The sequence below is a fragment of the Microbacterium flavum genome, assembly GCF_018717645.1.
Lineage (GTDB): Bacteria > Actinomycetota > Actinomycetes > Actinomycetales > Microbacteriaceae > Microbacterium > Microbacterium flavum.
Genome location: NZ_JAFLHG010000013.1, coordinates 35,447 through 54,635 on the forward strand (window position 1 = coordinate 35,447; position 19,189 = coordinate 54,635).

Consider the following 19,189-nt stretch of genomic DNA (forward strand, 5'->3'; position numbering starts at 1 on the left):
GGTTGGCCCCGATGTCAGCGCCGCAGGACGCGGCGGGCGAGCCCGTTGCCGAGGAACTGCACGACCTGGACGATGACGACGATGACGAGGACGGCCGCCCACGTGACCCACGGGTTGAACTGCTTCGAGCCGTAGTTGATCGCGAACTCGCCGAGGCCGCCCGCGGCGACCGCGCCGGCGATCGCCGTCATGTCCACGAGGGCGACGACCACGAACGTGTAGCCCAGGATGAGCGGCCCGAGGGCTTCGCGGGGGATCAGCCGGAAGAGGATGCGCGACCGGCTCGCGCCCGCGGCGCGCGCGGCCTCGATGACGCCCGGCCGCACCGTCAGCAGGTTCTGTTCGACGATCCGGCTGATCGCGAAGAGCGAGGCGATCGTGATCGCGAAGATCGCGAACGGAACGCCGATCCCGGGGATGCCGATGCCGCGGGCGATCGGCTGGATCGCGAGGAGAAGGATGATGAACGGGATCGGCCGGAACGTGTTGACGATGACGTTGAGGATGCCGAAGACGACGCGATTCGGGAAGAGGCTCCCGGCGCGGGTGGCGTAGAGGGCCATCCCCAGCACGAGGCCGAGCAGACCCCCGAGCACGAGCGCCGCGGTCGCGACGTAGAGGGTTTCGAGGGCCGCCTCCCAGAGCAGCGGCAGGAGCTCGATGAGCCTATCCACGGACGTCCTCCTCGGTCAGGGTGGCGAAGGTCGCGGCCGCGGCGAGGGCGCGGTCCACGGCATCCGTCTCGCCGCTGAGGGCGAGCGTCAGGTGGCCGAAGACCCGCCCGCGGATGTCGTTGATGCCGCCGTGCACGACCTCGAACCGCACATCGTGCCGGGCGAGGGCGGCGAACACGTCCGCCTGCGTCGCGGCGCCGTCGCGGACGTCGAGGGTCACGAGGCGGCCGGGATGCCGCGCGCGGAGCGTCGCGAGATCGTCGCCCGTGGGCACGTCCTCGATGATGCTCGCGACGAATCGCGCCGTCGCGGCGTGCTGCGGCGCGGAGAGGATGTCGAAGACCGGACCCTCCTCGATGATCCGCCCCTGCTCCATGACGACGACGCGGTCGGCCAGGTTCCGGATGACGTCCATCTCGTGGGTGATGACGAGGATCGTGACACCCAACTCGTCGTTGACCCGCTGGAGGAGTCCGAGGACCTCCGCGGTCGTGTCGGGGTCGAGTGCGCTGGTCGCCTCATCGGCGAGGAGGATCCGCGGGCTCGTGGCGAGCGCGCGGGCGATGCCGACGCGCTGCTTCTGGCCGCCGGAGAGCTGCTCGGGGTAGCTGCGCGCCTTATCGCCGAGTCCCACGAAATCCAGGAGTTCGGCGACGCGGGCGCGGATCTCGGCGCGCGGGCGTCCTGCCACCTCCAGCGGGTAGGCGACGTTGCCCGCCACGGTGCGCGAGTCGAAGAGGTTGAACTGCTGGAAGATCATCCCGATGTCGCCGCGGAGGCGTCGCAGGTCGCGCTCCGAGAGCCCCGTGATGTCGACCCCGTCGATCTCGACGGTCCCCGACGTCGGGATCTCGAGAGCGTTGACGAGGCGGAGGACGGTCGACTTTCCCGCGCCGGAGTAGCCGATGATTCCGCAGATCTCGCCCGCGGCGACCTCCAGGTTCACGTCGTCGACGGCGGCCACGGGCGCGGCGCCTTTGCCGGTCGGGGGGAAGGACTTGGTCACGCCGCGCAGGCGGATGAGCGTCATGGATGTCTCCTGGTACGACACGCGTGCGGCCCGCTCCGGCAGGAGCGGGCCGCACGCGACGGGTCACTGGTGAGCGCGGACCTCGTCCTCGGTCTTCTTGAGCGAGGCCACGAGGTCGGCGACGGGGGTCTTCAGAAGCACCGCGGAGTTGCCGGAAGCCTCCTGCACGCCGTCCTGCACGGCCTGGGTCTCCTGGTAGATCTTCACGAGCTTCAGGTAGGTCGGGTTGTCCGCGTCCGCCGCGCGGGCGGCGAAGATGTTGATGTACGGGAAGGCCGCGGCGTCGGCCGGGTCATCCTGCGCGAGCAGCTGGTCCTCGGTGAGTCCGGACTTGGCGACGAAGTCGTTGTTCACGACGGCGCCGGCGAAGTCGGGGAGCGAGGTTGCCGTGAAGTCGGCCGCGACCGCCTCGACCGAGACCTTCGAGCCGGGCTCGATGTCGGCGACGGTCGCGAACACCGAGCCGCCGTCCTTGAGCGTGATCAGGCCGGCGGACTGCAGCACGAGGAGTGCGCGGGCCTGGTTGGACTCGTCGTTGGGCACGGCGATCTTCTCGCCGGCGGGGATGGCGGAGACATCCTTGTACTTCGTGGAGTACAGGCCCAGCGGGTAGATCGCGGTGGCGCCGATCGGGACCAGGTCATCGCCCGCGTTCACGTTGTAGGTGGCGAGGTAGATGATGTGCTGGAACTGGTTGAGATCCAGCTCGCCTGCCGACAGTGCCGGATTCGGCTGGTCGTAGGAGTCGAAGTTCACGATGTCGACGTCGATGCCCTCGGCGGCGGCGGCCTCCTTGTAGGTCGCCCAGTACGGGTCGCCGGCGCCGACGACGCCGATCTTGACGAGGCCCGACGTTCCGCCGGTTCCGGCGTCGCTCGCGCCGGGCGTGGCCGAGGACGCGCAGGCGCCGAGGGCGAGGACGAGGGGGAGGGCGAGGGCTGCGAGCAGCTTCGCGGTGCGGGACGTGGACATGGTGGTGCTCCTTCGGTTCGGTGCACCGCGAGTGCGCGGACGGGCCGAAGGCCGATACCGCGCTCGCCTCGTCGCGGTGCCCTATCGACGCTATGCGCCCTGGACCGGGTGCCCGAATCGAGTTCGTAACACGGGGACACGGCACAGTCGGCGCGCGTCCGCCGACGCGTCGCATCTCTGCGTGGTTCGCGGGGCGGGTCTGGACCCTGTAAGATCGTTCTTCGTGCACGGCGTCAGCGCCCTGCGCCGCCCTAGCTCAGTCGGCAGAGCATTTCACTCGTAATGAAAAGGTCAAGGGTTCGATTCCCTTGGGCGGCTCCACTGAAAGGCTCGGACTCCGAAAGAGTCCGGGCCTTTCGCATGCTCTCGGGATGTCTCCTCAGAAGCGGATGATCTGGCGCAGCGCGGTGCCGTCTGCGAGGGCATCCATCGCCGCGTTCACGTCATCGAGTGCGATGTGGTCCGAGATCAGCTGCTCCACCGGGAGGCGCCCCTCTCGCCACAGCTGCGCATACGTCGGGATGTCGCGCGAGGGCACCGCCGACCCCAGATAGGAGCCGATGATCGTGCGCGCCTCCGCCGTGACGATCAGCGGGGAGATCTCCGATCGCGCCGCGGGGGAGGGGAGGCCGACCGTGACGGTACGACCGCCGGGCGCGGTGAGGGCGAACGCCGTCTGAACGCGCGCGGGTGGCCCGCAGCCTCGACGACCAGCGGAACGCGGATGCCCTGATCGGCCGCCTCCTCCGGAGTCACCGCCAAATCAGCTCCGAGCTCGCGGGCGCGGTCGAGCTTCGAGCGGACGCCGTCGACGCCGATCACCCTGCCGTGACCGAGCGAGACCGCCGTCACGAGGGCGGCCATTCCGACGCCGCCGAGTCCGACGATCGCGATGTCCTGCCCGGGCCGCGCTCCGCCGGCATTCACCACCGCGCCGCCCCCGGTGAGCACGGCGCACCCGAGGACCGCCGCCACCTCCGGGGGGACGTCGGCGCCGACCACCACGGCCGAGCGCCGGTCGACGACGGCGTGCGTCGCGAATCCGGAGACGCCGAGGTGGTGGAAGACGGGCTCGCCCGAGTCCGCGAGGTGCAGGCGCGACCCTCCCGAGAGGAGTTCGCCGGCGTTGTTCGCCGCGGTGCCGGGGACGCACGGCATGATGCCGTCGGTGCGGCATCCCGCGCACTCGCCGCACCTGGGGAGGAAGGCCATGACGACCCGATCGCCGATCGCGAACCCGTCCTGCGCCGCGCGCTCGCCGACCTGTTCCACGATGCCGGCCGCCTCGTGACCGAGGAGCATCGGGGTGGGGCGGACGCGGTTCCCGTCGATGACGGACAGGTCGGAGTGGCAGAGGCCGGCCGCCTCGATGCGCACCAGCAGTTCGTCGGCGCCGGGGTCGTCCAGGTCGAGGTCGACGACCTGGAGCGGTGACGAGGTGCGATACGGGCGCTCCGCGCCGATCTCGGCGAGGACGGCGCCGCGGATGCGCGTCGTCATGACCGCGCCCGCGGCCGCGTCGTCGTGGTCGGGTGGGGGGGTCGTCATGGGATGCCTGCCCTTGTCTGCGTCGCCGGTGTCGCTTCCGTCGTCGATCGTACCGACTGTGGAATACTCGCGGAGACGACGGCATGACGCGGGAGGCACACAGTGAGCGGCGCGCCCCCGGTCCTCGACATCCTGCTCGAGATCTTCTCGTGGGTGGGCTTCTCCGGCTTCGCCCTCCTCCTCGCGGTCGCGGTCGTCATCTGGGCCGCAGACGGCACGTGGCTGCCGGCGGAGGCTCTGGTCGACCACGACGAGGGCGCGACGGTGGTTCGCTGGTTCGACGCGGACGGCGACGCGAACAGCGCCACGGTCCATGCCGCGGATGCCGCCCACCTCGCAGGCCTCGACACCACGCCGATCTGGTACCGCCACGGCTGGCAGGGCCGGATGCGCCTCACCCGCCGGCCGCCGGGGCTTCGCCCCGTGCTGCTCACGGCGGGCGGTCTTCTGGCGCTGGGTGCCGTCTCGGTCATCGCGAGCGTGGTGCTCTACTTCTCGCAGGCCTGATCGCGGGGAGAGGGGGGTTTCTCGTGCGCCATGTTGCTAGCTAGGCTAGCGATATGACCTCCCGATCGGATGCTCCCCCCCGCCTGCTTCGCATCGGCATCCCCGTGCTGCTCGTCCTCATCTGGCTGGTCGGTGGCTCCATCGGCGGGCCGTACTTCGGCAAGATCGACGAGGTCGCGACGAACGACCAGTCGAGCTTCCTGCCGTCCTCGGCCGAGGCGACGCAGGTTCAGGAGCGGCTCGCGGACTTCACCGGCGGCGACACGATCCCCGCCGTGGTCGTCGTCACCGGCTCCGGCGCGCTGGACGCGGAGGAGCTCTCCGACATCGATGATCTCGCGACGGCGATCGGCGCCGTCCCCGGGGTGGGAGAGATCTCGCCTGCCCTGCCGTCGGAGGACGGCGAGGCGGTGCAGCTGTTCGTACCGATCGACACGTCGGGGAACGTCGATGAGACGGTGGCGGCCGTGCGCGAGACGATCGCTGACGAGATCCCATCGGGACTCGAGGCATGGGTCACCGGGCCTGCGGGCTTCACCGCCGATCTCGTCGCGGGCTTCCTGGGGATCGACGGGCTCCTGCTCGGTGTGGCGCTCGGCGCGGTGTTCCTCATCCTCGTGATCGTGTACCGATCGCCGCTCCTGCCGGTGCTCGTCCTGCTGACCTCGACATTCGCGCTGTGCGTCGCGCTCCTGACCGTCTGGTGGCTCGCCAAGGCGGGCATCTTCGTCCTGAACGGACAGGTGCAGGGCATCTTGTTCATCCTCGTCATCGGAGCGGCGACGGACTACGCCCTCCTGTACGTCGCACGGTTCCGTGAAGCGGTCGGGCGGGGCCTGCAGAGGTGGGATGCCACCGTGACAGCCTGGCGGGGTGCATTCGAGCCGATCCTCGCCTCCGGCGGGACCGTGATCGCCGGTCTTCTGTGCCTGCTGCTGAGCGACCTCGCGACCAACCGCGCGCTCGGTCCGATCGCCTCGATCGGCATCCTCTTCGCGGTCCTGTCAGCGCTCACCTTCCTTCCCGCCCTCCTCGCCCTCACGGGCCGCGCGGCCTTCTGGCCGTTCATCCCGAAGCCGGGCGCGCACGCCGACGCGGGCGACGCCGCCGAAGCGCTCGTCGCCGACCCCGCGCAGCCGGTGAAGGGGTTCTGGGCGCGGCAGGCACGGCTCATCGCGCGGCACGCCCGCCCGGTCTGGATCATCACGACCGTCGTGCTCATCGCGGCGGCCGCGGGAGTGCTCCAGCTGAAGGCGGACGGCGTGCCGCAGAGCGATCTCGTGCTCGGTGCGTCCGAGGCGCGCGACGGGCAAGACGTCCTGGCCGCGCACTTCGCCGGCGGGTCGGGGAGCCCCGCGTACGTCATCGTCCCCGAGGACCGCGTCGCCGACGCGGTGGGCGTGCTGGATGCCGCCGACGGCATCGACAGCGTCGCAGCGGTCTCGCAGGACTCCACTTCGGGTCAGGTGGGAGTGAGTCTGGAGGGCGGAGAGGTCGTCTACTCCGTGGCGGGCCCTCCCGCCGCGGCGGGAGCGCCCGCACCCGCGCCCACGGTGTCCGACGGCGATGTCCTGCTGGTGGCGACGTTGAGCGACGAGGCGGACTCGCTGGCGGCGGAGGAGGCGATCCGCGGTCTGCGTACGGCGTTCGAGGCCGAGCTCGGCGCCGGAACGACCCTCGTCGGCGGGCCGACCGCGCTCGATGTCGACACCAACGACACGTCGATCCGCGACCGCACGGTCATCATCCCCGTCATCCTCGTCGTGATCCTGGTGATCCTCATGCTTCTCCTGCGGGCGGTGGTCGCCCCGCTCATCCTCATCGCCAGTGTCATCCTGTCCTTCGGCTCTGCACTGGGGGTCAGTGCTCTCGTGTTCACCCACCTGTTCGACTTCCCGGGGGCCGACCCCGCCGTCCCGCTCTACGGGTTCGTCTTCCTCGTGGCGCTCGGCGTGGACTACAACATCTTCCTGATGTCGCGGGTGAGGGAGGAGTCGCTGCGCCACGGCACGCGCCCCGGCATCCTGCGGGGACTCGTCGCGACGGGCGGCGTCATCACCTCGGCGGGGCTCGTGCTGGCGGCCACCTTCGCCGCCCTGGGGGTGATCCCGATCCTCTTCCTCGCGCAGCTCGCCTTCATCGTCGCCTTCGGCGTGCTCCTGGACACCTTCATCGTCCGCTCGCTGCTCGTGCCGGCGGTGGCCTTCGACCTCGGGCGCGTGATCTGGTGGCCGTCGAAGCTGTGGCGATCAGAGCAGGCGGATAAGCCCGTGGAGGCCATGACGCGAGCGGAGTACCGGGCTAGGGTCGGAGAATGAGCCGGGCGCTTTTCATCGTCGACGTGCAGAACGACTTCACCGAGGGCGGCGCCCTCGGCGTGGCGGGGGGAGACGCGGTCGCACACGCCATCACGGCGCACCTGGCGGAACACGCCGGCGACTACGCGCTGATCGTCGCGTCCCGGGACTGGCATGACGCCGATACGGACAACGGCGGTCACATCGCGCTGGACGGCGAGCCCGACTACGTGACCACGTGGCCGGTGCACTGCGTCGCGGGAACGGAGGGCGCGGAGTACGACCCGGGCCTCGACACCTCCGCGGTCACCACGCACGTCAAGAAGGGGCAGGGCGTGCCCGCCTATTCCCTGTTCGAAGGAACGACGGATCGCGGGGAGAAGGTCGCCGCGCTCCTCACCGCGCACGGGGTCACCGAGGTGGACGTCACGGGCATCGCCACCGATCACTGCGTGCGCGCATCGGCGCTGGATGCCATCGCCCACGGCGTCCACGTGCGCGTGCTGGCCGGCCTGGTGGCGGGGGTGGCGCCGGGTGCCTCGGAGGCTGCCCTGGCGGAGCTGGCACACGCCGGCGCTGAAATCTGCTAGAGTCGATATTTGGTCTTGAGCCGGTTCGTCCCCACTCTTCTGCCGCGTCGATGCGAGCTGTCGGGTTGATGATGGCGTGCTCGACGCCAGTTCTCCCACGGCCCGTTCTTCCCGTTCCGGCGCCCTCGACGAAAGCTCGCTCATCTTCTCCGATTCACCTCCGCTGCCGCTGACCTGGCGCCGCGCGGATCTCGACCTCGACGTCGCGCACCGCGGCGATCAGTACGCCGGTTTCGTGGCGCCCGCTCAGGGCGGCTTCGAAGCTCAGGGCGGCCGTGGCGAACGCCTCGGCACGTTCCTCGATCGCGCCGCTGCGATCGACGCCGTCCGCCTCAGCCAGGGGCACTGCGCCCCTCATCACCGTCCGCGTCGCGTCCGTCGACACGGCATCCGGGGTCCCCATGGGGGCCCACACAACAAGAAGAGAGACACGATGGCCACCGGCACCGTGAAATGGTTCAACTCCGAAAAGGGCTTCGGGTTCATCGCTCCCGATGACGGCTCCGCCGACGTGTTCGCGCACTTCAGCGCGATCGCCGGCGACGGGTACCGCGACCTGCGCGAGGCGCAGAAGGTCGAGTTCGACACGCAGGCAGGCCCCAAGGGCCCGCAGGCCGCGAACATCCGCGGTCTCTGAGCGTTCCAGAGCCTCCGTCGGCCGACGCGCATGCTGTGCGTCGGCCGACGATCCGCCGGGAGTCCTCCTCTATGCCGTCGCAGTCATACCCCACCCCGTAGCGTGGGGCACAGCGATCGGCATCTGCCCATGGCTTCCGGCCTTCGGGTCCCGATCGTCAGGGGCGCATCATCTCCTCTACCGTCACCGAATCCCGACTCGGTCCCATCCGCCAGACCTACGCGGGGACCAAAGAGTTCCCCCCGATGGCCCGCGCGTACACCGACCTCTCGCAGGTCGTGCGTGAGACGGGTCTCCTGCACCGCACGCCGTGGTTCTACATCCTGGTCGGCACCGCGATCGCGCTCGGTCTCGGCGGCTGCGTCACCGGGTTCATCCTGCTGGGGGACAGCTGGTTCCAGCTGCTGATCGCCGGAGCCCTCGGCATCCTGCTCACGCAGGTCGCCTTCCTCTCGCACGAGGCTGCCCATCGCCAGATCCTCACCTCGGGTCCTGCGAACGACCGGCTCGCCCGGGTGCTCGCCAGCGGCGTCGTCGGCATGAGCTACGCCTGGTGGACGACGAAGCACACCCGTCACCACGCGAACCCCAACCGCGTGGGCAAGGACCCCGACATCGAGATCGACACGATCTCGTTCATCGAAGAGGACGCCGCGACCGCCCGTGGGCTGCGCCGCTGGATCACGCGCCGCCAGGGCTGGCTGTTCTTCCCGCTCCTCACCCTCGAGGGGCTCAACCTGCACGTGATCAGCATGCGACACCTGGCGAGCCGCGGCGAGGTCAAGGGCCGCTGGATCGAGATCGCGATGATCGCTGCGCGCTTCGCGATCTTCGTGGCGCCCGTCTTCATCTTCCTTCCGCTCGGAATGGCCTTCGCCTTCTTCGGCGTTCAGGTCGCCGTGTTCGGCGTGTACATGGGCGCGTCGTTCGCGCCGAACCACAAGGGCATGGCCATCATCGCGCCGGACGCCAAGCTCGACTTCTTCAGCAAGCAGGTGCGCACCTCGCGCAACATCCGCGGCGGCTGGTGGGCGACGTGGCTCATGGGCGGTCTGAACTACCAGGTCGAGCACCACCTGTTCCCGAACATGCCGCGCCCGCACCTGTCGAAGGCACGCAGCATCGTCATGGACCAGTGCCGCACGCTGAACGTGCCGTACGTGGAGACCTCGCTCGGCCGCTCCTACGCGATCGTCATCGACTACCTGAACCGCGTCGGACTCGCCGCTCGCGACCCGTTCGACTGCCCGATGGCAGCCACTTACCGTCGAGCCTGAGCGGAGGCTCGAGCGCGCTGAGCGCGTTGTGCAGCGGGGCCGTCAAACGGTCGCTACCGTCGGATGATGAGCCGCATCGTGAGGACACGGGTCGTGATCGCGGCCGTGGTCGTCGGCCCTCCTCGCGGTGGGAGTCGTCGTCGGCCTGCTCCGGCGCCGGCGTCGTCCACCGCCTCCGTCGGGTGACCTGTCGGCCTCCGACCCCTATTCAGACCTGCAGCTCGGTCGCGGCCCCGTGACCCACGATCCCCGCGACGAAGCGAGCGCCTCGCAGATCGGCGACCCGCCCGAGGGGCGTGACCCGCTGATCTGATTCGCCGGAGCCCTGCCAGCTTCCGACCTTTCTCCGCCACTCTCCGATCGCGGTGCCGGGATGATGCTGAGGCGGCGTCTTCATCCGCCAGACTCCTCGATACCTGGATCCGGAGGAACCCGATGATCACTGTTCATCTTCGCTATGAGATCGACCCCGACAAGCTCGACGCCTTCACCGCGTACGGCCGGATGTGGATCCGGCTGGTCAACAGGTTGGGGGGTGACCACCACGGCTACTTCATGCCGAGCGAGGGCGACAGTGACGAAGCGTTCGCCCTTTTCACGTTTCCGTCGCTGGCCGCGTACGAGCTCTACCGGGAGGCATCCAAGACGGATCCGGAGTGTCACGAGGCGTTCGAGCTCGCACGCACGACCGGGTGCATCCGTCGCTACGAGCGGCGCTTCCTGTCGCCCGTGCGGCGCTGAGCGACCTCCCAGGTGCAGGCCGTAGACTGGGTCCCGATAGGCGGACTTCTCATTCGTCTCGCCCCGGCTGTGTGGTAACAGTCGGGGCTTTTTCTTTCCCTCGGACGTCGTCCGCCTGTCACCCGTGAGTGGGCCCCGTGGGGCTCGAACCCACGACCCGCGGATTAAAAGTCCGATGCTCTACCGACTGAGCTAGAGGCCCTCGTATCCCAGCGTATCGGGTACGACGCGGTGCGGCCGTCGGCACCCCCGCGCCGACGGCCGCACCGTCTCTTTCCCCTCTTGTCCCGAGAGGGGAGCCTGCTGATCAGTTGGTGGGCATGAGCACCGTGTCGATCAGGTACACCGTGGCGTTGGCGGTCTGGACGCCACCGCAGATGACCTTGGCGCCGTTGACCATCAGGTTGTCGCCGGAGCCGGTGACGTCGACCTCGCCGCCCTCGACCGTCTTGTGCATGCCGGCGATGTCCGACGGCTCGATCTGGCCGGGGACCACGTGGTACGTGAGGATCTTCGAGAGCGTGGCGCTGTCGGTCTTGAGGGACTCGATCGTCGCCGGGTCGATCTTCGCGAACGCGTCATCGACGGGAGCGAACACCGTGAACTCGCTGCCGTTGAGCGTGTCGACGAGGTCGACATCCGGGTTCAGCTTCCCGCTGACGGCCGCCGTGAGCGTGGTCAGCAGGGGGTTGTTGGATGCCGCGACGGCCACCGGGTCCTGCGACATGCCCTGGACCGAACCCGCGCCCGAGGGGACGGCGTCGGCGTAGGCGGAGCAGCCGGTGCCGACGAGGTTGGCGGCCGGGTCCATCGCCATGTCCGAGGGGGTGGCCGACGGCGTCATCTCCTCCATGGCGGCGGGCGTCGTCTCCGCCGGGGTGGAGGAACCCATCGAACACGCCGACAGGGCGAAAGCGCCGGCGATGGTGAGGGTGAGAGCGGCGGTGATCTTCTTCTTGGTGCTGAGCATGATGTGCCTCCGTGATCGGGGGTCGCAGGGTGCGGCCTCGAGTGTGGTTCGGAGGCTCCGCCCGATCGGATTGGAAGAGATTCCAGACGAGACGAAAGAACAGGTTCCAGACAATCCGAAAGGCCCGTCGCAGCGAACCACTCCCGACAGAGAAGGCCCGCACCCGGGCGTCGAGGCCTACTCGTTCACATTCGGGTGACGCAAGGGGACGATGAAGGGGGTCATCATGCGGCATGCTGAGTGGGATGGTCATCGACGGAGTAGAAGTGACGCCGGGCGCAGGCGCCGGTCGTCCGCGCGATCATGCCGCCGAGCTCCTCGAGCGGGTGGCCGCACAGGATCAGGGGGCGTTCGCCCAGCTGTACGACCTGCTGTCCTCTCGAGTCTTCGGACTCATCCTCCGCGTGCTCGTCAATCGCTCCCACGCCGAGGAGGTGCTGCAGGAGGTCTTCCTCGAGATCTGGCAATCCGCATCCCAGTTCGCTCCGAACAAAGGTCAGGGAAGGGCGTGGGTCATGACCATCGCGCATCGGAGGGCGGTTGACCGGGTGCGGTCGGCGCAGTCCAGTGCCGATCGAGACGAGCGTGCCGGCCTGAAGGAGCTGAGGTCGGAGCCCGCGGGCGTCGAGGAACAGGTGGAGCTGCGCATCGAGAGCAGGCGGATCGCACGGGCCCTGGATGTCCTTCCCGCACCGCAGCGCGAAGCTCTGACCCTCGCCTACTTCGGGGGCTACAGTCAGAGCGAGATCTCGGCGATGACCGGGACCGCACTGGGGACGATCAAGACGAGAATGCGCGACGGATTGTCGCGACTGCGCCAGGAAATGGGGGTGACCAATGGATGAGATGACGATGGACGAGTTCGCCGAACTCTCGGCCGGTCACGCTCTCGGCGCCCTCTCGGCCGACGACGCCGCCCTCTTCCGCGCCGCCCGCGAGGCGCACCCCGAGTGGGAGCACGTCGTCGCGCTCGACGAGCAGACGGCCGCCGGCCTCGCCGAGGGGATCGCCCCGGTCGCGCCGCCGATGGACATCCGCTCCAAAGTGCTCGCCGCCATCGCGGCTCCCGTCGTCCCCTCCGACGCAACGGCCGTGGATGACGCCTCCGTCACCGAGGACGCTCCCGCCGCCGACGACACTCCGTCTCCATCGCCGGCATCGCCGCCGACCGAGGTCGTGCAGGCGGTCGCGCGTCGCAGCTGGACGCGAGGACTGTTCGCGCTCGTGGCATCCTTCGTTCTCCTCGTCGGCATCGGCTGGGGCGTCGGTGCGGTCTCCAACGTGTGGCACACGCCCGCGTCCGTGACCGCGCTGAACGAGATCCGGGATGCCCCCGACGCGGCCTCCGCGCAGAGCGAGTTCGACGGCGGCACCGCGACCGTGCACTGGTCGCAGAGCCTCGGCAAGGTGGTGCTCGTCGCCGACGGCCTGCCCGAGATCGCCTCCGACCGGACGTTCGAGCTGTGGTACGTCCGCGGCGATTCCGCAATCCCCGCCGGGACGTTCTCCGCACAGGGCGGGGAGAGCACGGCGGAGCTCTCGGGCACGATGCAGCCCGGCGACGTCATCGCCGTCACCGTGGAGCCGGCCGGCGGAGCGCCGGACGGAACGCCCACCACGACGCCGATCCTCGCGGTCTCGACCGCCTGAGCGTTCGCCCGGGCGGCCGAGCACGCGTGACCGCGGGTACCCTGGACGGGTGAATGACGACGCGCGACGTGAATACCACCGCCCCGTCCACCGTCCCGCGGACACCTTCGACCGGCGCTTCGGTTCGACCGATCCGGCCGAGGTGTCGCGCGCGGCGCACGCCACGGCATCCGCTCTGCTCACCCGAGTGCGCGAGGAGCCCGAGGATGACGTCGTCGATCGACTCCTGACCTTCACCGACACGCACGGCATCGACACCCTCGCCGAGCTCTGGTCGCATTCGCCGGCGATGTCGCTGCCGGGCGCGCTGTGGCGCCTGTACCTGCTGCAGCTCATGGTGCGGGACGATCCGCGGACCTCGGCGCTCCTCTACGAGCGCGGGCGCGCGGCGCGCAACACCGTCGACGACGTCGTCGCGGGGGCTCCCACCCCGGTCGGGCCGGAGGAGCTCATGCAGCTCGTCGACGAGATCCTCCGCGGCGTGTTCACGGGCGACTTCGCGGTTGCGCTCGATCGGGCGGCATCCTTCTGCCGCGTGGAGGCAGCGGGGGCGCTCGATCTCGCCGACGACCACGACGCGAGCGAGCCCGAACGCGCCGCCGCGTTCACGACACGGGCGCTGCGGCTGGACACCTACGCCGGCGATCTCACCGCGTGCGCCGGACTGTGGCGTCGCGAGATGCTGACCTGAGCTCCCGCGCGTCGTCGCGCAGATCGTCGCCGGATGCCCCGCCGAGTGTCCAGAACACGCGGTCCCCGGGCGCGCGCGTCCGCGAGTTCTGGACACTCGCGGGGGAGGGCCGCCCGGGCAGGAAAGAGCCGGGCCGCAGAACGCCTCTCGGCGCGAGGCCGCTCATAGCGGCGAAAGATGGAGCCCGGGGTTACTGCGGCCCGGCTGAATCAGTGTAACAAGGGCCGGGGGTCGGTTCATTCCCGGGCGTAGGCTCGCAGCATGGCTTGGCGCTTCGCTCTCATGATCGACCCGGTGGCGGCGCAGTCGCCGCAGGCCGACTTCACCGACACGTTCACCGCCGTCGACCCGGCTGCCCCCGCCCTCACCGTGGGTGAGTTGAGCACTCAGCGCGGCGACGGCATCTTCGAGTCGATCGGCGTCGTCGACGGGCATGCGCAGGAGGTCACGGCGCATCTCGACCGGCTGGCGCACTCCGCCGCGCTGTGCGAGCTTCCGGAGCCGAACCTCACCCAGTGGCGCGCCGCCGTGCTCGTGGCCGCCGCCGCGTGCGGGCCGGGAGAGTCGGTCATCAAGCTGATCCTGAGCCGCGGCGTCGAGCACGGACCTGCGCCGACGGCGTGGGTGACCGCCGCCGAGGCATCCGACTTCTCCCGCGCGCGCACGGAGGGCGTCGCCGTCGTGACGCTCGATCGCGGCTATCCGCTCGATGTGCCCGCGCGCGCTCCGTGGCTGCTGCTGGGTGCCAAGACGCTGTCGTACGCCGTGAACATGGCGGCGCTCCGAGAGGCGCGCCGCCGCGGTGCGGATGACGCGATCTTCACGACGACCGACGGGTTCGTCCTCGAGGCTCCCACGGCCTCGCTCATCCTGCGTCGCGGGGACACCTTCGTGACTCCGGCTCCGAACGCCGGCATCCTGCACGGCACGACCCAGCTCAGCTTGTTCGAGCACCTCGCCGCGCGCGGCTTCGACGTCGGGTACGAGACCGTCTCCGCCTCCTCGCTGCCCCAGGCGGATGCCGCGTGGCTGGTCTCGAGCGTGCGCCTGGCGGCACCGATCACCGCGATCGACGGAGCGTCCCTCGCGGGGGATGCCGCGCTGACCGCATCCATGAACGCCTACCTGCTGAGCCCTCGCGACTGAGGTCCGAGCGCCACGCGGGAACGACGTCCGTGGGCTCAGCCGAAGCGGCCGGAGACGTAGTCCTCGGTCGCCTGCACCGACGGAGTGGTGAAGATCGTGTTGGTGTCGTCGTACTCGATGAGCTTGCCCGGCTTGCCGGTGCCGGCGATGTTGAAGAAGGCCGTCTTGTCCGAGACGCGCGACGCCTGCTGCATGTTGTGGGTCACGATGACGATCGTGTACTCCGACTTCAGCTCCTGGATGAGCTCCTCGATCGCGAAGGTCGAGATCGGGTCGAGCGCCGAGCACGGCTCATCCATCAGGAGGACATCGGGGGAGACGGCGATCGCCCGCGCGATGCAGAGGCGCTGCTGCTGACCGCCGGAGAGCCCGGCGCCGGGCTTGTCGAGCCGATCCTTGACCTCGTTCCAGAGGTTGGCGCCCTGCAGGGAGCGCTCGACCAGCGCGTCGCCCTCATCCTTCGACAGGCGCTTGTTGTTCAGCTTCACGCCGGCCAGCACGTTCTCCTTGATCGACATCGTGGGGAACGGGTTGGGACGCTGGAAGACCATGCCGACGTGGCGGCGTACGAGCACCGGGTCGACGCCGGGGCCGTACAGGTCGTCCCCGTCCACGAGGACCTTGCCCTTGACGTGGGCGCCGGGGATGACCTCGTGCATGCGGTTCAGCGTCCGCAGGAAGGTCGACTTGCCGCAGCCGGACGGGCCGATGAACGCCGTCACGGCGCGCGGTGCGATATCCATGGAGACGCCCTCCACAGCGAGGAAGTCGCTGTAGTAGACGTTGAGGTCCTCGACCTCGATGCGCTTGGACACGGGTGCCTTTCCTTACTCAGCGCGCCTTCGGCGCGAAGACCTTCGCGACGATCCGGGCGATCAGGTTGAAGATGACGACGATGATGACCAGGAGGAGCGCGGCGCCCCATGCCTGGGCCTGGGAGGCGTCGATGTCCTTCCCAGGGAAGCTGTACGCCGTGTAGGCCATGACCGGGAGGGTCTGCATCGGCCCGTTGAACGGGTCGGCGTTGAAGTTGTCGGTGAAGCTCGCCGCGATGAAGATCGGGGCAGTCTCGCCGACCACGCGGGCGACGGCGAGGACGACGCCCGTGATGATGCCGCTCGCCGCGGTGCGCAGCACGACCTTGATGATCGTGACCGAGCGCGGGACGCCGAGGGCGAAGGATGCCTCCCGCAGGTCGCTCGGCACGAGCCTGAGCATCTCCTCGGTCGAGCGGATGACGATGGGGATCATCAGCACGCTGAGCGCGATCGCCGCGGAGAAGCCGCTGAACGCCTTCGGTCCGACGATCAGGGCGAAGAGCGAGAAGGCGAACAGACCGGCGACGATCGACGGGATGCCGGTCATCACGTCCACGAGGAAGGTGATCGATCGGCGCAGCGGGTTGTTCGGCTGCGCGTACTCGACGAGGTAGACGGCGGCCAGGATGCCGATCGGCACCGAGATGAGGGCGGCGATCCCGGTCACGATGAGGGTTCCGACTACGGCCTGCAGGGCGCCGGGCGTCGAGACGACCTCGAGGGTGTTCGGGTCGAAGGTGGTTCCGCCGACCTGCGTGATGAAGCTCCAGGAGAGGACCGACAGACCCTTGGAGACGACCGTCCACAGCGTCGAGATGAGCGGAGCGACCGCGAGCACGAAGGCCGCCGTGACGAGGCCGCGCACGACCCGGTCGGTGGCCTTGCGGCGGCCCTCGACGATCGTCGAGAACACCGCGATGCCGACGAGGTAGACGAGCGCGCCGAAGATCAGCCAGGTGGCGAGGTTGAATCCGCCCAGGACGAACTGAAGGGCCGCCACGACCGCGAGTGCGGCGACGAGGGCGACGGGCTCCACGAAGCGGGGCAGGCGGCCGCTGGTGAGCGACAGCGCGGTCGACGGAGGCGCAGACTGCGTGGTGATCTCGGTCACGAGCGCTTTCCTCTCTTGCGGCCCTTCGCGCCCGGGCCGGTCGCGGCGATGATGTAGCGCGCCAGCATGTTGACGGCGAGGGAGACGACGAAGAGCATGAGACCCGTGCCGATGAGCGCGGAGCGCTGCAGGTCGGTCGCGATCGGGAAGTTCAACGCGATGTTGGCCGCGATGGTCTGCGAGTTGTACCCGTCGGTGAGCAGGGCCACCGAGTAGATCAGGCTCGGAGACACGATGAGCGCGATGGCCATCGTCTCGCCGAGTGCGCGGCCGAGGCCGAGGAGGGTCGCGGAGACCATGCCGCTGCGGGCGTAGGGGATCACGGCGAGCCGCACCATCTCCCAGCGGGTCGCGCCGAGGGCGAGGGCCGCCTCCTCGTGCAGGCGGGGCGTCTGCAGGAAGATCTCGCGCGTGATGGACGTGACGATCGGCAGGATCATCACGGCGAGCACGACGCCACCGGCCAGCATGGTCGATCCGGTGCTGGACACCGGCCCCTGGAAGAGCGGGATCCACCCCAGATACTCGTTGAGGAACTGGGCGAAGGGGAGGAGCAGCGGGCGCATCACGATGATGCCCCACAATCCGAACACGATCGAGGGGACCGCGGCGAGCAGATCGATGATGTACCCGAGGAAGCCGGCGATGCGGCGGGGCGCGTAGTGCGAGATGAACAGCGCGATGCCGATGGCGACGGGGGTGCCGAGGACCATGGCGATGAGCGCGGCCCAGATGCTCCCCCACAGCAGCGGTCCGACGTAGTCCCAGAAGTTCGCCCAGGCCTTGTTCTGGTAGCCGGCCAGGTCGCCCTCGGCCCAGCTCGCCGTGATGGCGGGCAGGCCCTTGAGGATCAGGAAGATCGCGACGCCGGCGAGGATGACCATGATCGACACCGCAGCCGTGGTGGACAGGCCGAGGAAGACCGAGTCGCCGGCGCGGCGCCCTCCGGTGATGGAGGAGCGCTTCTGCGCGGGTGCGGCAGTGACGTCAGCCACGATGGGCCCCCAGGTCGAGCGGGGTCATGTGTTCTCTCCTCGGGTCGGGAAGATCGCAGAGGCGGATGTTCGGAGGTCCGGCTCAGCAGAGTCGTCGACGCGGGGTCGAAGGCCCTGCTCAGCCCGTTCCGGCCCGCACGAGGATGCGCAGACCGGAACGGGACCGAGGCGTTACTTGATGTTCTTCAGCGTCTCCGCGGCGGCGGCGAGCACCGACTCGGGCAGCGGCGCGGAACCGGCGTTCTTCTCCGCGACCGACTGTCCGAGCGAGCTCGTGACGAAACCGAGGTACGACTTGACGAGGTCGGCCTGCGCGGCATCCTTGAACGTCGTGCACACGACGGCGTACGACACCAGCGGGATCGGGTAGGCGTCGGCGCTGAGCTTGCTGTAGTCGAACTTCTTCGACAGGTCGCCGGTGATGCCGTTGGAGGCGTCCACGGCGGCCGACTCGAACGCGGCCGCAGCAGCCTCGCCGCTGTACGCGACGGCGGTGCCGTCCGTCACGATCGACGCCGCGTTCAGCGTGCCGATGGCGGAGTGGTCGGCGTAGCCGATCGTGCCGGTGCCGGCCTTGACGGCCTCGACCACACCGGACCCGCCCTTCTGCTTGGACACGTTGCCCTCGACCGGCCAGTCCTTGCCTGCGGGCGAGGTCCAGACGGCGGACTGCGTCGCGGCGAGGTAGTTGGTGAAGTTCTGAGTCGTGCCGGAGCCGTCCGAACGGGCGACCGTCGTGATCGGGCCGGCGGTCAGGGCCGTGCCGTTGTCCTTCGTGATGGCCGGGTCCGACCAGTCGGTGATCTGGAGGGCGAAGATCTTCGCGATCGTCTCGCCGCTCAGCTTCAGCTCGGTGACGCCGGGGATGTTGAAGATGATCGCGACGCCGTCGAGGTAGACGGGGATGTTGACGCCGCCCTCCGTGCAGATCGACGCCGACTGCGCGGTCTGATCGGCGTTCAGGGGCGCGTCGGAGCCGGCGAAGTCGTAGGCGCCGCTCAGGAAGTTGGTGACGCCGCCGCCGGATCCCTGCGACTTGTCGTAGTTGATCGTGACGTTCTTCGCGGTCGCGTTGTAGGCGCTCGTCCACGCGGCCTGCGCGTTGGACTGAGCGCTGGAGCCGCCTGCGGTGATGGTGCCGGCGAGGCTGGCGTCGATCTCGAAGGCGACCGAGCTGGCGGTCGGGCTCGTGCTCTCCGACGGCGTGGCCGCGGGAGTCGACGAGCAGCCGGCGAGGGAGAGGGCCGCGACGGCGGCGACAGCGCCCAGCTGGGCGATGCGGGTGAGCTTCACTGTGAGTCCTTCACATAGTCAGGGTGGTGCTGCCCGGTGCAGGGCACGTTCCGGACGGTAGACCGCGACTCTTACGAGACTGCGCTGTGGCGGTGAACGGCAGGTGAACGGGATAGCGGCCACGCGACCGGGCCGCGGCGTGTGCGCACGGGACCCGCATCGCCGTTCGCGAGCCGTTCACATGGGCTGGCTATCCTGTGGCGCATGGGGACGACGATGAGAGACGTGCGCGCAGTCGGCGC

General features: G+C 69.4%; 20 protein-coding genes, 2 tRNA genes and 1 pseudogene. 11 read left to right on the top strand and 12 right to left on the bottom strand.

Features of this window, described 5'->3' with window-relative positions; translation table 11 throughout:
- Positions 1 to 14: 14 nt before the first annotated feature.
- The 3 genes from J0P97_RS13260 to J0P97_RS13270 all read right to left on the bottom strand — a co-directional run bounded on the left by J0P97_RS13260 (position 15) and on the right by J0P97_RS13270 (position 2,676).
- A complete protein-coding gene (locus tag J0P97_RS13260) occupies positions 15 to 674 on the bottom strand; it encodes an ABC transporter permease subunit (RefSeq protein ID WP_215488266.1) in 660 nt (219 codons plus the stop codon).
- Positions 667 to 1,704 carry a methionine ABC transporter ATP-binding protein gene (locus tag J0P97_RS13265; protein ID WP_215488267.1) on the bottom strand — a complete coding sequence of 346 codons (1,038 nt, stop codon included), beginning with the start codon at positions 1,702 to 1,704 and terminating at the stop codon, positions 667 to 669. Before J0P97_RS13265 ends, J0P97_RS13260 begins: the two co-directional genes overlap by 8 nt.
- Before the next feature lie 63 nt (positions 1,705 to 1,767).
- The gene (locus J0P97_RS13270) at positions 1,768 to 2,676 is read right to left on the bottom strand and encodes a MetQ/NlpA family ABC transporter substrate-binding protein (RefSeq protein ID WP_215488268.1); all 909 of its coding nucleotides are present in this window, start codon (positions 2,674 to 2,676) and stop codon (positions 1,768 to 1,770) included.
- A 245-nt stretch (positions 2,677 to 2,921) separates the two neighbouring features.
- Between J0P97_RS13270 and J0P97_RS13275 the strand changes: the two genes are divergently transcribed.
- A tRNA-Thr gene (locus J0P97_RS13275) sits at positions 2,922 to 2,997 on the top strand.
- A 58-nt stretch (positions 2,998 to 3,055) separates the two neighbouring features.
- Here the strand turns inward: J0P97_RS13275 and J0P97_RS13280 are convergent.
- A pseudogene (locus tag J0P97_RS13280) lies at positions 3,056 to 4,176 on the bottom strand (alcohol dehydrogenase catalytic domain-containing protein).
- A 150-nt stretch (positions 4,177 to 4,326) separates the two neighbouring features.
- Between J0P97_RS13280 and J0P97_RS13285 the strand changes: the two are divergent.
- From J0P97_RS13285 to J0P97_RS13295, 3 genes are read left to right on the top strand one after another with little or no spacing between them, the layout of a single operon-like run.
- A complete protein-coding gene (locus J0P97_RS13285) occupies positions 4,327 to 4,731 on the top strand; it encodes a hypothetical protein (protein WP_215488269.1) in 405 nt (134 codons plus the stop codon).
- Positions 4,732 to 4,784: 53 nt separating this feature from the next.
- The gene (locus J0P97_RS13290; protein ID WP_215488270.1) at positions 4,785 to 7,049 is read left to right on the top strand and encodes an MMPL family transporter; all 2,265 of its coding nucleotides are present in this window, start codon (positions 4,785 to 4,787) and stop codon (positions 7,047 to 7,049) included.
- Complete coding sequence (locus J0P97_RS13295) at positions 7,046 to 7,618, top strand: isochorismatase family protein (RefSeq protein WP_215488271.1); 573 nt, start codon at positions 7,046 to 7,048, stop codon at positions 7,616 to 7,618. The genes J0P97_RS13290 and J0P97_RS13295 overlap by 4 nt, the downstream gene beginning before the upstream one ends.
- A 154-nt stretch (positions 7,619 to 7,772) precedes the next feature.
- On the opposite strand, the gene J0P97_RS13300 is transcribed toward J0P97_RS13295, so the two are convergent.
- Positions 7,773 to 7,964, bottom strand: coding sequence for a hypothetical protein (locus tag J0P97_RS13300; RefSeq protein ID WP_215488272.1), 192 nt, complete (start codon positions 7,962 to 7,964; stop codon positions 7,773 to 7,775).
- Between the two features lie 87 nt (positions 7,965 to 8,051).
- Between J0P97_RS13300 and J0P97_RS13305 the strand changes: the two genes are divergently transcribed.
- A complete protein-coding gene (locus tag J0P97_RS13305; RefSeq protein ID WP_215488273.1) occupies positions 8,052 to 8,255 on the top strand; it encodes a cold-shock protein in 204 nt (67 codons plus the stop codon).
- Between the two features lie 170 nt (positions 8,256 to 8,425).
- Positions 8,426 to 9,532 carry a fatty acid desaturase family protein gene (locus J0P97_RS13310; RefSeq protein WP_372449720.1) on the top strand — a complete coding sequence of 369 codons (1,107 nt, stop codon included), beginning with the start codon at positions 8,426 to 8,428 and terminating at the stop codon, positions 9,530 to 9,532.
- A 208-nt stretch (positions 9,533 to 9,740) separates the two neighbouring features.
- Here J0P97_RS13310 and J0P97_RS13315 read toward each other — a convergent pair whose 3' ends face one another.
- Positions 9,741 to 9,929 carry a hypothetical protein gene (locus J0P97_RS13315; protein WP_215488274.1) on the bottom strand — a complete coding sequence of 63 codons (189 nt, stop codon included), beginning with the start codon at positions 9,927 to 9,929 and terminating at the stop codon, positions 9,741 to 9,743.
- Between the two features lie 38 nt (positions 9,930 to 9,967).
- Between J0P97_RS13315 and J0P97_RS13320 the strand changes: the two genes are divergently transcribed.
- On the top strand, positions 9,968 to 10,273 hold the full coding sequence (locus tag J0P97_RS13320; protein WP_215488275.1) for an NIPSNAP family protein: 306 nt from the start codon (positions 9,968 to 9,970) through the stop codon (positions 10,271 to 10,273).
- Between the two features lie 129 nt (positions 10,274 to 10,402).
- Here the strand turns inward: J0P97_RS13320 and J0P97_RS13325 are convergent.
- Positions 10,403 to 10,475: transfer RNA gene (locus J0P97_RS13325), tRNA-Lys, on the bottom strand.
- A gap of 105 nt (positions 10,476 to 10,580) precedes the next feature.
- Positions 10,581 to 11,243: a fasciclin domain-containing protein gene (locus J0P97_RS13330; protein ID WP_215488276.1), complete on the bottom strand. Its 663-nt coding sequence runs from the start codon at positions 11,241 to 11,243 to the stop codon at positions 10,581 to 10,583.
- Positions 11,244 to 11,476: 233 nt separating this feature from the next.
- On the opposite strand from J0P97_RS13330, the gene sigK reads away from it, so the two are divergent.
- The 4 genes from sigK to J0P97_RS13350 all read left to right on the top strand — a co-directional run bounded on the left by sigK (position 11,477) and on the right by J0P97_RS13350 (position 14,730).
- Positions 11,477 to 12,088: an ECF RNA polymerase sigma factor SigK gene (gene sigK / locus J0P97_RS13335; RefSeq protein WP_215488277.1), complete on the top strand. Its 612-nt coding sequence runs from the start codon at positions 11,477 to 11,479 to the stop codon at positions 12,086 to 12,088.
- Positions 12,081 to 12,893, top strand: coding sequence for an anti-sigma factor (locus J0P97_RS13340; protein WP_308163568.1), 813 nt, complete (start codon positions 12,081 to 12,083; stop codon positions 12,891 to 12,893). The genes sigK and J0P97_RS13340 overlap by 8 nt, the downstream gene beginning before the upstream one ends.
- Before the next feature lie 49 nt (positions 12,894 to 12,942).
- Positions 12,943 to 13,584, top strand: coding sequence for a DNA-directed RNA polymerase subunit beta (locus tag J0P97_RS13345; protein ID WP_215488278.1), 642 nt, complete (start codon positions 12,943 to 12,945; stop codon positions 13,582 to 13,584).
- Positions 13,585 to 13,845: 261 nt separating this feature from the next.
- Entirely contained in the window at positions 13,846 to 14,730 is an 885-nt protein-coding gene (locus tag J0P97_RS13350) for an aminodeoxychorismate lyase (protein ID WP_215488279.1), read from the top strand.
- Between the two features lie 35 nt (positions 14,731 to 14,765).
- Here J0P97_RS13350 and pstB read toward each other — a convergent pair whose 3' ends face one another.
- The 4 genes from pstB to J0P97_RS13370 all read right to left on the bottom strand — a co-directional run bounded on the left by pstB (position 14,766) and on the right by J0P97_RS13370 (position 18,947).
- Positions 14,766 to 15,545 (bottom strand): phosphate ABC transporter ATP-binding protein PstB, encoded by a 780-nt coding sequence (gene pstB, locus J0P97_RS13355; protein WP_215488280.1) that lies wholly within the window; start codon positions 15,543 to 15,545, stop codon positions 14,766 to 14,768.
- Positions 15,546 to 15,561: 16 nt separating this feature from the next.
- Complete coding sequence (pstA, locus tag J0P97_RS13360; protein ID WP_372449719.1) at positions 15,562 to 16,659, bottom strand: phosphate ABC transporter permease PstA; 1,098 nt, start codon at positions 16,657 to 16,659, stop codon at positions 15,562 to 15,564.
- On the bottom strand, positions 16,656 to 17,654 hold the full coding sequence (gene pstC / locus J0P97_RS13365) for a phosphate ABC transporter permease subunit PstC (RefSeq protein WP_215488281.1): 999 nt from the start codon (positions 17,652 to 17,654) through the stop codon (positions 16,656 to 16,658). The genes pstA and pstC overlap by 4 nt, the downstream gene beginning before the upstream one ends.
- 171 nt (positions 17,655 to 17,825) lie before the next feature.
- Positions 17,826 to 18,947 (bottom strand): phosphate ABC transporter substrate-binding protein PstS, encoded by a 1,122-nt coding sequence (locus J0P97_RS13370; protein WP_215488282.1) that lies wholly within the window; start codon positions 18,945 to 18,947, stop codon positions 17,826 to 17,828.
- Between the last annotated feature and the right edge of the window lie 242 nt (positions 18,948 to 19,189).